We start from the raw sequence: 13226 nt of genomic DNA, 5'->3' as shown, positions 1-13226 counted from the left end.
CCTTCCGGGTGATCCGGTCGGCAGGTTGCCTGCCCCGCGCCGCCGGCCGCACTCATGATCACGGCGAGAGTCCGCAGCACGCGGGCCGCCGATCAGGGAGAGCGAAACCGTGAAGTTGTCACCACGTACGGCCACCGCCGTCCTTGCCGCCTGCGCGGCCTTGGGCCTTTCGCCGGCAGCGCAGCCGGCCGGCGCGGACGCGCCGCCGCCCGTGGACAAGACGATTCCCAAGACGGCGCTGCCCGCCGCCGCGGCGTCCCTGGACGAGAAGGACGCCGACCTCGGCGAGGCCGTCGCCTACTGTCAGCACAGCCCCGACGCCTGCACCTTCACCGCCGACCGGCGGACCTACTCGTACTACGAAAAGGCGCGGACCGTCGGGGAGGCGTACGTCAACTGCACGCGCGGCACGCTGGAGCGCGAGCGGTCCGTCACCTTCCGGGACGACGCGTTCGACAGCGTCAACCAGGCACAGGACGGCCTGTTCCCGCACCGGACCCTGGCTCACCCCAAGGCGACAAGCGCGATGGCCGAGCAGTTCGAGAGGGGCGTGGAGTCCTCGTCCGGCAAGTGGACCTGGACCAGGACCGAGAAGAGCACGGTCGAAGTGGACATCAAGCCCGGCCAGGCGTCCTGGGTGGAGGTCCAGCCCGCCCGGAAACGCGTCTACGGATCGTTCCGTGCCACGGGCCCCGACGCGCCGCCCTTCCAGATCGACGTCATCGTCGACAGCCCCGCCGCCGCCCCGTCGAGCCGTGTCTACCAGCGCACCGGACCGATGAGCTCCGCGGAGAAGCAGCGGTGCATGGCCGACCGGCGCGCGGCCGCGGCGCGCCACTAGGACCTCGACCCCGTACGGGCGGCTGCCGAAGCGGCTGCCGAAGCGGCTGCCGGACCGGAAGCCCCGGTCCGGCCGCCGCCGGGATCAGACCCCCGCGGGTACGCGCGACGGGCGGCCCGAACCGCGTGTCAGGCAGTAACCGCCGATGCCCGCGAGGGCGCCGAGCACGCCGCCGCCCGCGGTCCACAGCCAGCGGGACGACCACCAGCCGGACGCCCAGCCGTCCTCCGGCGCGCTGGACGCCGCCTGCGACTTCGTGCCGGCGCCCGGCACCAACGGCTCCGCGAGCGCCCCGTCCACGGCCGTCGCACCGCCCGCGTCGCTCGACGTGACCAGCGCCTCCGCCCGCATCGGCAGGCCCAGGTCGTCCGCCTTGAGGCCGGTGACCGTCAGACGCGCGTAGTACGTGCCGGGCAGCGGGTCGTTGGCCCACGGCTCGGACCAGCCGCGCACCGTGCGCAGGGTGCAGGACAGCTCGACCGTATCGGCGTCCTGCGCGGCGGTCCGTGACTGTGCGCCGAACCGGCACGCCTGATGGCGCCGCAGCCCGTCGTACACATCCACCCGCCAGGTCGAGTCGCCGTGCCTGGCGGCGTCCTCGGGGAGCTTGACCGTGGCGTGCACGGTGGGCCGCTGCCCGATGTCCGCCGGGAACGACCAGTACAGGTAGTCGCCGGTGGACGCCTCCGCCGTGGCCTCCTGGTCCAGCTGGATCGCGGTCGCCGTACGGAAGGACGTACCGGCCTCGGTCGGCGCGGCGGACTTGTCGTCACCGTCGCCGCCATCGGCGAACGCCGCTCCGGCCGTACCGGTGAGGGCGAGCAGCGCCGCACCGGCCAGCAGGCAGGAGCGGAGCAGCACACGTGTCGTACGCATCAGTTGGTCCTCCAGACCGCGAAGCGCCAGCGGGAGACCCAGCCCCAGACCAGACCGGCGAGGAAGCCGACGACGATCAGCGTGCCGAGCAGCCACCAGCCGTTGCCAAGCCCGAAGGACGCCACGTCCGACGCCTCGTCGGGCGCGTCCACCAGGTCGACGGCAAGCTCGACCGGCAGACCCGGAGTCGTCTTGACGGAGGCAGGCGCCGAGAAGGAGTTGCTGACCTGGAGACACACGGTCTCGGCGGCGGACTCGCCGCTCTCGCCTCCCTCGTCGTTATCGCCGTCGATGTCGCCGTCGGCCTCCGGCTTCGGATAGCGCAGGCCGGTCGAGATCACGTCCGTACGTCCGTCGCCCGCCTCGGAGCCCCGCACGATCTCGCGTCCGTGTTCCGTGGAGGCCCGCAGCAGCACGCCGTAGTCCCGGTTCACCGCGCGGTCGGCGCCGACGCTGACGGCGGCGCGCAGCTCCTGGCCGGGCTCGACGTCCACGCGGTACCAGCGGTGCTCGCCGAACTTCTCCCGGTCGGTGTAGACGCCCGACTTCAGCTGCGGGGCGTCGGAGCACTGCGCGGCGCCCTCGGTCGCCACGGGGGTGGCGACGGGGTCCGCCGCGCGGTCCACCAACTGCTTCACGCGGCCGGAGAGTTCATCGGTGTGCCGCACCGAGGTGTAGGTGCCGCCGGTGGCCTCCGCGATGCAGCTCAGCTGGTCGCGGGTCTTGGCGTCCGGCACCAGGCCGAGCGTGTCGATCGTGAGGTGGATGCCCTCGGCGGCGATCTTGCGGGCCACCTCGCAGGGGTCGAGCGGCTGACAGGTGTCCTCGCCGTCCGAGATGAGGACGATGCGGCGGCTGCGCTCCTCGTTGTCGTCCTTGAGGTCGTCGGCCGCCTTCAGGAGGGTGGGGCCGATCGGCGTCCAGCCGGTGGGCGCGAGCGTGGCCACCGCGGTCTTCGCGTCGGTGCGACCCGCCTGGTCGAGCTCGGCGACGGGGTAGAGGAGCTCGGTGTCCTTGCAGCCCGTCTTGCGGTCGTCGCCGTGATAGTTGGCGCCCAATGTCCGTATGCCCAGCTGTACTTCGTCGGGCGTGGCGTCGAGCACCTCGTTGAACGCCTGCTTCGCCGCCGCCATGCGGGACTTGCCGTCGATGTCGCGGGCCCGCATCGAGCCGCTGACGTCGAGGACGAGCTCGACCTTGGGGGAGGGTCGTGCCGGTTCGTCGTCGTCGGCGGCGGCGGGGCCCGCCGTGCCGAGCCCGGCGGTCAAGGCGGCGAGCAGGGTGAGGGCCCCGGCCGCCAGCCGATGTCTTGTGATCATCGCCGGATCTTATTGATCTTGGCGTGCATACCCAAAACGGCAGGTGGGTATGGACACTCGCCCTCCCGGCGCCTGCTTCACCGTCTCAGCTCGCTGCCCCCGAACCTCCCGCTCCCGTCGGCCTGTTTCCACCACGTCTCGAGGGCCGTCTGGTCCATCGACCCCCAGGGCGGCGTGTCCTCGACGAGCGAGCGGCCGAGGCGGCGCCCGAGATCGACCATCGCGCTCCCCGCCACGGTGCGGTCGGTGTCATACGTGTCGAGCGCGTCCGGCCAGGTCGTGGCCGTCGCGAAGGCGGACTCCAGGACCGTCGCGTCCTGCAGCGCCTTGACCGCGCCCGCTCCGGTGTGCGGCCGGGCGACGGTGGCCGCGTCGCCCATCAGGAGCACGCGGCCCGTGGTGTAGCGGGGCGCGGTGAAGTCGTACATCGGCTGGAGGAAGAGCTCCTCGGGGGTGGTCGCGCGGACGAGGTCGCCCCAGTAGGGCGGCAGCAACTCGTCGCACACGTACGACAGATGGGACGACAGGGCCTTCGTGAGTCCGCCGGGCGGCAGGCTGGTCGGGGCGGCGAGCCGCAGGTCGAGGCCGAGTTCGGGGGCGGGATCCGCCGGGGGAGCCGTGTACAGGATCCAGTTGACGCGGTATCCGCCGACGCCGTCGGGGATGCGGTAGATGATGACGTGCCCATGAGGGAAGACGACGTACGCGCAGTCCTCCCGCGCCCATCGCTCCGGGTCCGCGAGCCGGTCGGCCGGGAAGGCGCCGCGCCAGGCGAGATAACCGGCGTACGCGGGCCGCACGGCGGGGAACACCGCGTCGCGGACCACGGAGCGGTAGCCGTCGGCGCCGATCACGAGGTCGACGCGCTCGGTGCCTTCGGCGGTGACCACCTCGGCGTCCTCGGCGCCGGGCCGCACCTCCTGCACCGCCACGCCCGGCCGGAAGACCACGAACCCGGGCACACGCCCGCGCAACTCACGCCACAGAGGGCCCCAGTTGTACGTACGAAAGGGGAACGGCATGACCCCGATCTCGTGCCCGAGCGGCCCCGACGCCGGCCCGCCCCGCACATACCAGCGTCGGCGCGCCAGCTGCACCCACGGCATGTCCGCGTCCAGATACCCGGCGGAGTCCAGCTCCGCGTACCGGGAGTCGTGCACCGCGAGCCCGACACCGCGGTCCGCGAGATGCCCCGTGGCCCGTTCGTACACCGTGATCTCGTCGGCGCCCCCGCGGTAGGCGGCGAGAGCGGCGGCGCATCCCGCGATGCTCCCGCCCACGACGGCGACCCTGCCTCCACGCATCATCGCGCCATCCTGGCAGCAGGAGTGACCCTCTGTCAGCGCAGTGACACACCGCGACCGGCGAAGAACGGCTCGAAGTCCGACTCCGCGATGTCACTGGCGGTATCCGCTGAGGAAGCGGCCGATGCGGCTGATCGCCGCGTCGAGGTCGTCGGCGTAAGGGAGGGTCAGGATGCGGAAGTGGTCGGGGCGCGGCCAGTTGAAGCCGGTGCCCTGGACGACCTGGATCTTCTCCTGGAGGAGCAGGTCGAGGACGAACTTCTCGTCGTCGTGGATGGCGTGGACCTTGGGGTCGAGGCGCGCGAAGGCGTAGAGGGCGCCCTTCGGCTTCACGCAGGAGACGCCGGGGATCTCGTTCAGCTTCCGCCAGGCCATGTCGCGCTGCTCGTGCAGCCGGCCGCCGGGCGCGGTGAGCTCGCGGATGGACTGCCGGCCGCCGAGCGCGGCCTGGATGGCGTACTGCGCGGGGGCGTTCGGGCACAGGCGCATGGAGGCGAGCATGGTCAGGCCCTCCAGATAGCTCTTCGCGTGCTGCTGCGGGCCGGTGACGACCAGCCAGCCGGACCGGAAGCCCGCGACGCGGTACGTCTTCGACAGACCGCAGAAGGTCAGGACGACGAGGTCGGGGGCGAGCGCGGCGACGCTGTGGTGCACCGCGTCGTCGTACAGGATCTGGTCGTAGATCTCGTCGGCGAAGACCATCAGGCCGTGGCGGCGCGCGAGGTCGAGGATGCCCTCCAGGATCTCCTTGGGATACACCGCGCCCGTGGGGTTGTTCGGGTTGATGATCACGACGGCCTTGGTCCGGTCGGTGATCTTCGAGGCCATGTCGTCCAGATCGGGGTACCAGTCCGCGGACTCGTCGCACGTGTAGTGGACGGCCTTGCCTCCGGAGAGGGTCGTCACGGCGGTCCACAGCGGGAAGTCCGGGGAGGGGATGAGGACTTCGTCGCCGTCCTCCAGGAGGGCCTGGACGGCCATCGTGACCAGCTCGGAGACGCCGTTGCCGAGGAAGACGTCGTCCACGGAGACCTCGTCGAGGCCGAGCGCCTGGTAGCGCTGGGCGACGGCGCGGCGCGCCGAGAGGACGCCGCGCGAGTCCGTGTAGCCGTGCGCCCGGGGGAGCATCCGGATCATGTCCTGGACGATCTCCTCGGGCGCCTCGAAGCCGAAGAGCGCGGGGTTGCCGGTGTTCAGGCGCAGGACGCTGTGGCCCGCCTCCTCCAGGGCGTTGGCGTGCTCGATGACCGGGCCCCGGATCTCGTAACAGACCTCGCTGAGCTTGCTGGACTGCCGGAACTCCATGCGCTGTGCCTCCCGTGACGTGAGTTACTTGGTTTTACCAAGCTGGAGCTTGGAAAGTCCAACAACTTGCATAGACTGTGCCGCATGGGTCCCATGCCACCTGCCCCCAGGTCTCGCCGAAGCTATGACCAGTACTGCGCGGCCGCCCGTGCCCTCGACGCCGTGGGCGACCGCTGGACCCTGCTGATCGTCCGTGAGCTCCTGGCGGGCCCCCGCCGCTACACCGACCTGCACGCCGATCTGCCGGGCGTGAGCACGGACGTCCTGGCGTCCAGGCTCAAGGACATGGAGCGCGAAGGCCTCACGACGCGCCGCCGCCTGCCCCCGCCCTCCGCTGCCTACGTCTACGAACTGACCGATCGTGGACGGGAGTTGCTGCCGGTCCTGCGGGCCCTGGCCGACTGGGGCGCACCCGCCCTGGAGGAGCGCGGCCCGACGGACGCGGTCCGCGCCCACTGGTTCGCGCTCCCGCTGCTGCGGGGCCTGACGGAGCTCGGGGCCGAGGGCGTGGTCGGGGTGCGTCTGGACGAGGGGGAGTTCCATGTACGCGTAGGGGGCGACGGCGTGTCGTACGGCGACGGACCCGCCCCCGAAACCCCCGACGCCCTCCTCGTCCTCGACGCGGAGGCGTGTGTCGCGGTGGGCCGGGGCGTGCTGACGGTCGCCGAAGGGGTGCGGGCGGGCCGGATCGAGGTGTCCGGCGAGGGCGTCCTCGCGAAGGCCCTGCGCGCGGGCTGACCCGGCGAAACCGGATCGTGGTCGGACCGTCCGCCCGCATACAGTTGCCGGTGTGCTGCGTGAAGTGACTGCTGTCCGGTATGTGAACCCGCTGCGGACCGGGGGCTCGGTGCCCGGCGTCGTCGAGACCGACGACCTCGGGACGTACGTCGTGAAGTTCACCGGGTCGGCGCAGGGCCGCAAGGCGCTGGTCGCGGAGATCATCGTGGGCGAGCTCGCGCGCCGTCTCGGCCTGCGCTTCCCGGAGCTCGTCCTGGTCCACTTCGACCCGGCGGTCGCGGCGGACGAGCCGCACCAGGAGGTGCAGGACCTGCTGCACGCCAGCGCCGGGCTCAACCTGGGCATGGACCTGCTGCCGGGCGCCGTGGACTTCACGCCCGAGGCGCTGGACGTGGACCCGCTTGAGGCGGGCAAGGTGGTGTGGCTGGACGCGCTCACGGCGAACGTCGACCGCACGGTGCACAGCTCGAACCTCATGATCTGGCCCGCGTCCGGCTTCCGGCCGCCGAGGCTGTGGCTCATCGACCACGGGGCGGCCCTCGTCTTCCACCACCGGTGGGGAGCGACGGCGCCGGACAAGGCGTACGACTTCCGGTATCACGCGCTCGGCGGGTACGGGCCGGACACGCGGGCCGCCGACGCGGAGCTTGCACCCCTCGTCACCGAGGAGATGCTCCGTGAGGTCGCCGGGCTCGTGCCTGAGGCGTGGCTCGCGGATGAGCCGGGGTTCTCGTCGGCCGGCGAGGTGCGGGAGGCGTACGTCGACTTTCTGCTGGCCCGCGCGCGGGCCTCCGCTGCCTGGCTGCCGGTGGACTTCCCCAGCCGGGGTGAGCTGGCCGCGGCGGACGCGCGGCGTGCCGCGGCTACCGAGAAGGGGCGTCCCGCCTGGTTGAAGCGGGTGCCCGATCTGCACGGGAAGCCTGCGGCTGAGCAGGACTGGACGCGGCACATCGGTTAGCCGCGGGTCGTATGGGGCTGGTCGCGCCCACGCGGCGGAGCCGCACGATGTCACAGCCCCGCGCCCCTTACGGGGCACGACTGAGCCCCCGGCGCTGTGCGGTGCCGGGGGCCTCGTCGTGCTCTGCTACGGGAATCAGCGAAGCTGCTCGTACGCCGGGAGGGTCAGGAAGTCCGCGTAGTCCGCGTCCAGGGAGACCTGGAGGAGGAGGTCGTGGGCCTGCTGCCACTTGCCGACCGCGAAGGCCTCCTCGCCGATCTCGGCGCGGATCGCCTCCAGTTCGGCGGCGGCGACTTCACGGGCGAGGTCGGCGGTGGCGGTCCTGCCGTTCTCGAAGACGACGCCCGCGTTGATCCACTGCCAGATCTGCGAGCGCGAAATCTCGGCGGTGGCCGCGTCCTCCATGAGGTTGAAGATGGCGACGGCGCCGAGGCCCCGCAGCCACGCCTCGATGTAGCGGATGCCGACCTGGACGGCGTTGACCAGGCCGTCGTACGTGGGCTTCGCGTCGAGCGAGTCGATGGCGATCAGATCGCCGGGCGCGACCTTGACGTCCTCGCGCAGGCGGTCCTTCTGGTTGGGCTTCTCGCCGAGCACCGCGTCGAACGACTCCATCGCGATCGGGACCAGGTCTGGGTGCGCGACCCAGGAGCCGTCGAAGCCGTCGCCGGCCTCGCGGTCCTTGTCGTTCTTGACCTTCTCGAACGCGACCTTGTTCACCTCGGCGTCCTTGCGGGACGGAATGAACGCGGCCATGCCGCCGATCGCGTGCGCGCCGCGCTTGTGGCAGGTGCGGACGAGGAGTTCGGTGTACGCCCGCATGAAGGGGGCCGTCATCGTCACGAGGTTGCGGTCCGGCAGGACGAACTTCGAGCCGCCGTCACGGAAGTTCTTGACGATGGAGAAGAGGTAGTCCCAGCGGCCCGCGTTCAGGCCCGAGGCGTGGTCGCGGAGCTCGTAGAGGATCTCCTCCATCTCGTACGCGGCCGTGATCGTCTCGATGAGGACCGTGGCGCGAACGGTGCCCTGCGGGATGCCGATGTAGTCCTGCGCGAAGACGAAAATGTCGTTCCAGAGGCGGGCCTCCAGGTACGACTCCGTCTTCGGAAGGTAGAAGTACGGGCCCTTGCCGAGCTCGATGAGGCGCTTGGCGTTGTGGAAGAAGTACAGGCCGAAGTCGACCAGCGCGCCGGGGATCGGCTGTCCCTCGAACTGCAGGTGGCGCTCGTCCAGGTGCCAGCCGCGCGGGCGCATGACGACGGTGGCGAGCTCGCCGGCGTCCTTGAGGGCGTACGACTTGCCGCTGCGCTCGTCCGTGAAGTCGATGCGGCGCTCGTAGGCGTCGGTGAGATTGAGCTGGCCGAGGACCACGTTCTCCCAGGTGGGCGCCGAGGCGTCCTCGAAGTCCGCGAGCCAGACCTTGGCGCCCGAGTTCAGGGCGTTGATGGTCATCTTGCGGTCGGTCGGTCCGGTGATCTCGACACGGCGGTCGTTCAGGGCCGCCGGGGCCGGTGCGACCTTCCAGGAGTCGTCCGCGCGGATCGCCGCGGTCTCGGGAAGGAAGTCGAGCGTCGAGGTGCTTGCGATCTCGGCGCGACGGTCGGCGCGGCGGCTGAGGAGCTCGTCACGGCGGGGCGTGAAGAGCCGGTGCAGCTCGGCCACAAAGGCGAGGGCCGCGTCGGTGAGGACCTCCTCCTGCCGCGGCAGCGGCTCCGCGTCGACGATGGCCAGCGGGGACTGCGCTGGTGCGGACATGAGCTGTCACTTCCTTCAGCGAGCTTCACAGGTGGTGCGCGGTGACCGCCGGGCTTTCGCAGTGACACTCAGTGCCACAGGAGCCGAGATACGGCCGTGGGCCCCACTTGAGGGAACGGGTGCTTCTGAACAGTGGATACTAGTTTCCTCATAGTGGAAGTTCAATCGTCTGTTGATGTCGAGATTCTCTTCATCGACAGAACGTGTCGCTGAGTGCCATGCCGATCACTCCTGGTTCATTCGGTTCATTCGGGGGTTCGCTCGATCGAGGTGGATCAGGTCGGCGGGTGTGTCGATGTCGTACGCGCGGGCGACGTCCCCGCACTCGACGAGTGTGATTTCTCCCGCGTGTTCCTTCAGATAGGCGCGTGCCCCGCGGTCGCCGACGGCACTCGCGGCGATGCCCGGCCAGTGGTCGGCGCCGAAGAGCACCGGGTGCCCGCGCTCCCCGTCGTACGCGGCGGCGGCGAGGGTGGCGGGCGAGCGGTGGGCGGCGTACACGCGGGCGATCGCTTCCGGGCCGATGCCCGGCTGGTCGACGAGCGAGACGAGCGCGGCGTCGGCTTCGGCCTCGTTGTCGCGGAGGGAGGCGAGGCCGGCCCGTAGTGACGAACCCATCCCTTCGGACCAGTCCGGATTGTCGATCAGTACGCAGCCGGGGAGTGAGGCCTTCGCGCGTACGACGTCGGCGTCCGCGCCGAGCACCACGTGCACGCGCGTGCAGCCGCCCTCGCGCAGTACGCGGACCGCGTGCTCCACGAGGGGCCGCCCCTGGTGGTCGAGAAGCGCTTTCGGCCGACCACCGAGGCGTCGCCCGCCGCCCGCGGCGAGGAGGAGTCCGGCGATCATCGGATTCGTCATGTCTCCTGCATACCGCACCCTGCCGCGCCGGTCGGGAAAGGCGGCGGGGCCGAGCGCGAGTGGGCGCGGTCGGGGTGGTGTCTTCCGGCCACAAAGTGGCGCGTCCCGGTTCCCGTGGCGTTTACTGGCCCGCGTCCCTCTGGTGTCTGACCAACGCCGTGCGGGACGGCAAGATCTGAACGAGAACGTGCGCACCACGTCGTGCGAGGGGGAGAGCTGTGTTGCGGAGTGTGGAGCAGAGGCGAGTGGCCGGCAGCGAAGAGGATCCGCGCGTCGCGGAGCTGAGCACCGCGGTGTCACGGCTGCGCCGTGAGCTCGCCGCGCACCCGGTCGAGTTCCCCGACCGGGGCATCGCCGAGGAAGAGCTGGCGGCACTGGCCGCGATGGCGCTGAGCGGGGCGCCGGAGGTGCGGAGGTTGCGGCGGTCGCTGCTCCTTGTCGCGGGGGCGATCGGTTCCGTCAGCGCGTTGGCCGCGGGGCTGGGGGCGGTTCGGGGTGCCGTGGGGCTGTTCGGGCCGCCTGGCCTTGAGCAGCGTTGATCACCGGCTCCGCCGGGTTCGTCCTGAAACGCCGGACGGGCTGCGAGGCGTGTGAGCTGGGCCTGCGGGGTCTTGCGCGCCGTTGATCACCGGCTTCGCCGAGTTCGTCCTCAAACGCCGGACGGGCTGGAATCCACCGCCTGCGCCGGACGGGCTGAAAATCACCGCCTGCGCCGGTCGGGGTGGAATCCAGCACCTGCGGGACGGGAATCCAGCACCTGCGCCGGACGTACTGAAACCCACCCCCTCCGCCAGACGCCCCCGATTCCGTCTGCGCCCTGCGGCGCGAACCTCACGCCCCGCACTGGCTGGGGCTTCCCGGCGTGGGCGTGGCCCCCATCCTCCCGTCCACCAGTTCCACCACCCTGTCCGCGACCGTCAGTCGTGCCCGGTCGTGGGTGACCAGGAGCGTTGCCGTTCCACGCTCCCGCGTGAGTTGTCCCAGGAGATCCAGTACCGCCGCGCCCCGCTCGTGATCCAGCGCGCTGGTCGGCTCGTCCACCAGGAGTAGTGCGGGGGTGTTCATCAGGGCTCTGGCGATGCCGATCCGCTGGCGTTGGCCGCCCGAGAGTTGGTGCGGGCGGCGATGGGCGAGGTCGGCGAGGCCCACCGTGGCCAGCAGGTCCCTCGCGCGCTCCCGGATCTTGGCCGAGCGTCCGTGCCCGTCGATGCGGGCCATCAGCTCCACCTGTTCGAGCGCGGTCAGGGACGCGAGCAGATTCGGCTGCTGGAAGACGATCCCCATCCTGCGCCGCCGCAACTCCGCCCGCTCGGCGGCCGACAGCGCCCCCGTCTCCGTACCCCACCGTCTGCCCGAGAGCGTCCCCGAGCAGATACGGAGTGGAGGACGGCGATGTCACCGGCCCGCTGAATCGTCCACACCGTGAAGAACGCTCCTATGACGAGCGCGGAGATGACAGGGAAGCGGGGTCGGCCGCGCCTACGCTGGATGGTCCGATGTCCACCCTCACCCAGCCTCCGCCCCCGCACCGAGCCTCCGCCCCCGCACCGGGCCGCGCCCCTTCGCCGCGCCGCGCCCCCGACCGTGGTCCAGGGGCCCTCCGCACACTTCCCGGCCCCCTCCCGGACCACCCCCGTAGCCCTCGTCCTGCGCCTCTGCCTGCACGCGTTGTTCGCCGGGCTGCTCGCGCTCGTCGCCGTGCGGGCGCTGGTCGGCGGTGGGGCGGGCGGCGGGGCTGTGGTGGCGGTCGTGTTTGTCATGGGAGGCGTTTACGCCGGGGGTGCTCTCGGCCCTGCCGTTGCCCGGTCGCAACGTGCCGCCGCCCTGTGGCTCGTGGCGCTCGGTGTGTGCTGGGCGGTGCTGCTCGTTCTGTCGCCGGCCTTCCCCCTGTACTTCCTGCGACTGCATCTGCTGCCCGTGCGCTGGGCCCTGCCCGCCGTCGCGCTGACCGCCGCTGCCGCCATCGCCGGTTTCCTGCTGCACGGCTCGCCCGTCTCGCCCGGCTGCTCGGCTCTTCCTGAGCCAGGCCACCGTAAAGTCACATCTGGTGCATATCTACGCGAAGTTGGGCGTGGATTCGCGGACGGCGGCGGTGGCCGTGGCGACGGCGCGGGGGCTGATCCGGGGCGGGGCGGGATAGCAGGACGCCTTGGAACGGCGCGAGCGCCGGACGGGCTGGAGATCCAGCCCGTCCGGCGCTCGCGGACGAACCCGGCGAGGCGAAGCCAGTGGCCGGCGGTGCGCCTGGCCTGGTGGGAGGGGCCCGGCGGGAGGGGCCCTACGCGGGGGAGCCCGAACTGGCCAGCGCGGCGGAAAGCTCCACCGCGACCTCCTGGAGTACCGGCACGATCTTCTCCACCGCGGCCTCGGTCACGCGGCCCGCCGGGCCGGAGATCGAGATGGCCGCCGCCGTGGGGGAGTTGGGGACCGACACCGCCAGGCAGCGCACCCCGATCTCCTGTTCGTTGTCGTCGACCGCGTAGCCCGCGCCGCGGACCTCCTCGAGGGCGGCGAGGAATCCCTCGGGCGTGGTGATCGTCTTCTCCGTGGCGGCGGGCATCCCCGTGCGGGCGAGGAGCGCGCGCACCTCCTCCGGCGGAGTGTGGGCGAGGAGCGCTTTGCCGACGCCCGTGGAGTGGGGCAGGACCCGGCGGCCCACTTCGGTGAACATGCGCATGGAGTGCTTGGACGGCACCTGCGCGACGTAGACGATCTCGTCCCCGTCGAGCAGCGCCATGTTCGCGGTCTCGCCGGTCTCCTCGACCAGGCGCGCGAGGTAGGGGCGCGCCCAGGTGCCGAGGAGGCGCGAGGCCGATTCACCGAGCCGGATCAGACGCGGGCCGAGCGAATAGCGGCGGTTGGGCTGCTGCCGTACGTAGCCGCAGGCGACCAGCGTGCGCATCAGGCGGTGGATCGTGGGCAGCGGAAGGCCGCTGCTCGCGGAGAGTTCGCTCAGGCCGACCTCGCCTCCGGCGTCCGCCATCCGTTCGAGGAGGTCGAAGGCGCGCTCGAGGGACTGGACACCACCGCTGGCGGCGGTCGGCTTGGAGGCGGCGACTTCGGTGGAGGCGTCGCTGGCGCTTGACGTCGGCACGGCGCAGTCCTTTCGGGGCTGACGGGCAAGGCAGCAGCCTACCGGGCGGTTCCCGGCGGAGTCCTTGGGCGGCCCCGGCGTTCCTACCGGTCAGGGCCTGCGGGGGACCGGTCGGGGCCCCTTTGTCCGCTTCTTCGCCGCCACGCCCAGTGATCGTTTGACGGCCCGATTGTGC

At 71.4% G+C, this 13226-nt stretch carries 11 protein-coding genes and 2 pseudogenes; 5 read left to right on the top strand and 8 right to left on the bottom strand.

All coding sequences use genetic code 11. The features are described 5' to 3' along the window. Positions 1-109 precede the first annotated feature (109 nt). A complete protein-coding gene (locus IE226_RS11375; protein WP_190080951.1) occupies positions 110-841 on the top strand; it encodes a hypothetical protein in 732 nt (243 codons plus the stop codon). A gap of 84 nt (positions 842-925) precedes the next feature. Here IE226_RS11375 and IE226_RS11370 read toward each other — a convergent pair whose 3' ends face one another. The 4 genes from IE226_RS11370 to IE226_RS11355 all read right to left on the bottom strand — a co-directional run bounded on the left by IE226_RS11370 (position 926) and on the right by IE226_RS11355 (position 5645). Next, a complete protein-coding gene (locus IE226_RS11370; protein WP_190080950.1) occupies positions 926-1717 on the bottom strand; it encodes a hypothetical protein in 792 nt (263 codons plus the stop codon). Next, positions 1717-3036, bottom strand: coding sequence for a VWA domain-containing protein (locus tag IE226_RS11365; RefSeq protein ID WP_190080949.1), 1320 nt, complete (start codon positions 3034-3036; stop codon positions 1717-1719). Before IE226_RS11365 ends, IE226_RS11370 begins: the two co-directional genes overlap by 1 nt. A gap of 77 nt (positions 3037-3113) precedes the next feature. After that, a complete protein-coding gene (locus IE226_RS11360; RefSeq protein WP_190081019.1) occupies positions 3114-4340 on the bottom strand; it encodes an FAD-dependent monooxygenase in 1227 nt (408 codons plus the stop codon). A gap of 93 nt (positions 4341-4433) precedes the next feature. Continuing rightward, a complete protein-coding gene (locus IE226_RS11355; RefSeq protein ID WP_190080948.1) occupies positions 4434-5645 on the bottom strand; it encodes a pyridoxal phosphate-dependent aminotransferase in 1212 nt (403 codons plus the stop codon). A gap of 93 nt (positions 5646-5738) precedes the next feature. Between IE226_RS11355 and IE226_RS11350 the strand changes: the two genes are divergently transcribed. Both IE226_RS11350 and IE226_RS11345 read left to right on the top strand, forming a co-directional pair. After that, positions 5739-6383 (top strand): winged helix-turn-helix transcriptional regulator, encoded by a 645-nt coding sequence (locus IE226_RS11350; RefSeq protein WP_190081018.1) that lies wholly within the window; start codon positions 5739-5741, stop codon positions 6381-6383. 52 nt (positions 6384-6435) lie between these two features. Next, positions 6436-7341 carry a HipA family kinase gene (locus IE226_RS11345; RefSeq protein ID WP_190080947.1) on the top strand — a complete coding sequence of 302 codons (906 nt, stop codon included), beginning with the start codon at positions 6436-6438 and terminating at the stop codon, positions 7339-7341. 135 nt (positions 7342-7476) lie between these two features. Here the strand turns inward: IE226_RS11345 and aceB are convergent, their stop codons facing one another. Together aceB and IE226_RS11335 are read right to left on the bottom strand one after the other, a co-directional pair. Next, positions 7477-9096 (bottom strand): malate synthase A, encoded by a 1620-nt coding sequence (gene aceB / locus IE226_RS11340; RefSeq protein ID WP_190080946.1) that lies wholly within the window; start codon positions 9094-9096, stop codon positions 7477-7479. A 225-nt stretch (positions 9097-9321) separates the two neighbouring features. Next, positions 9322-9957, bottom strand: a complete 636-nt coding sequence (locus tag IE226_RS11335; protein ID WP_190080945.1) for a nucleotidyltransferase family protein — start codon at positions 9955-9957, stop codon at positions 9322-9324. A gap of 218 nt (positions 9958-10175) precedes the next feature. On the opposite strand from IE226_RS11335, the gene IE226_RS11330 reads away from it, so the two are divergent. Continuing rightward, on the top strand, positions 10176-10496 hold the full coding sequence (locus IE226_RS11330) for a DUF5955 family protein (RefSeq protein ID WP_190080944.1): 321 nt from the start codon (positions 10176-10178) through the stop codon (positions 10494-10496). Between the two features lie 292 nt (positions 10497-10788). Here the strand turns inward: IE226_RS11330 and IE226_RS11325 are convergent. After that, a pseudogene (locus IE226_RS11325) lies at positions 10789-11298 on the bottom strand (ABC transporter ATP-binding protein); the annotation flags it as partial. Positions 11299-11965: 667 nt separating this feature from the next. Here IE226_RS11325 and IE226_RS11320 point away from each other — a divergent pair. After that, positions 11966-12097: pseudogene (locus IE226_RS11320) on the top strand (LuxR C-terminal-related transcriptional regulator); the annotation flags it as partial. Positions 12098-12235: 138 nt separating this feature from the next. On the opposite strand, the gene IE226_RS11315 reads toward IE226_RS11320, so the two are convergent. Beyond that, positions 12236-13051 (bottom strand): IclR family transcriptional regulator, encoded by an 816-nt coding sequence (locus tag IE226_RS11315; protein WP_190080942.1) that lies wholly within the window; start codon positions 13049-13051, stop codon positions 12236-12238. Positions 13052-13226 lie beyond the last annotated feature (175 nt).

The organism is Streptomyces longisporoflavus, assembly GCF_014649775.1.
GTDB classification, from domain to species: domain Bacteria; phylum Actinomycetota; class Actinomycetes; order Streptomycetales; family Streptomycetaceae; genus Streptomyces; species Streptomyces longisporoflavus.
The sequence above is the reverse complement of the archived record's forward strand: the minus strand, read 5'-3'. Positions and strand labels throughout refer to the sequence as shown.

What these genes read in the sequence shown, in the direction of transcription:
- IE226_RS11370 (WP_190080950.1), bottom strand. Translation starts at nt 1,717, where the DNA reads ATGCGTACGACACGTGTGCTGCTCCGCTCCTGCCTGCTGGCCGGTGCG.
- IE226_RS11365 (WP_190080949.1), bottom strand. Translation starts at nt 3,036, where the DNA reads ATGATCACAAGACATCGGCTGGCGGCCGGGGCCCTCACCCTGCTCGCC.
- IE226_RS11360 (WP_190081019.1), bottom strand. Translation starts at nt 4,340, where the DNA reads ATGCGTGGAGGCAGGGTCGCCGTCGTGGGCGGGAGCATCGCGGGATGC.
- IE226_RS11355 (WP_190080948.1), bottom strand. Translation starts at nt 5,645, where the DNA reads ATGGAGTTCCGGCAGTCCAGCAAGCTCAGCGAGGTCTGTTACGAGATC.
- IE226_RS11350 (WP_190081018.1), top strand. Translation starts at nt 5,739, where the DNA reads ATGCCACCTGCCCCCAGGTCTCGCCGAAGCTATGACCAGTACTGCGCG.
- aceB (WP_190080946.1), bottom strand. Translation starts at nt 9,096, where the DNA reads ATGTCCGCACCAGCGCAGTCCCCGCTGGCCATCGTCGACGCGGAGCCG.
- IE226_RS11335 (WP_190080945.1), bottom strand. Translation starts at nt 9,957, where the DNA reads ATGACGAATCCGATGATCGCCGGACTCCTCCTCGCCGCGGGCGGCGGG.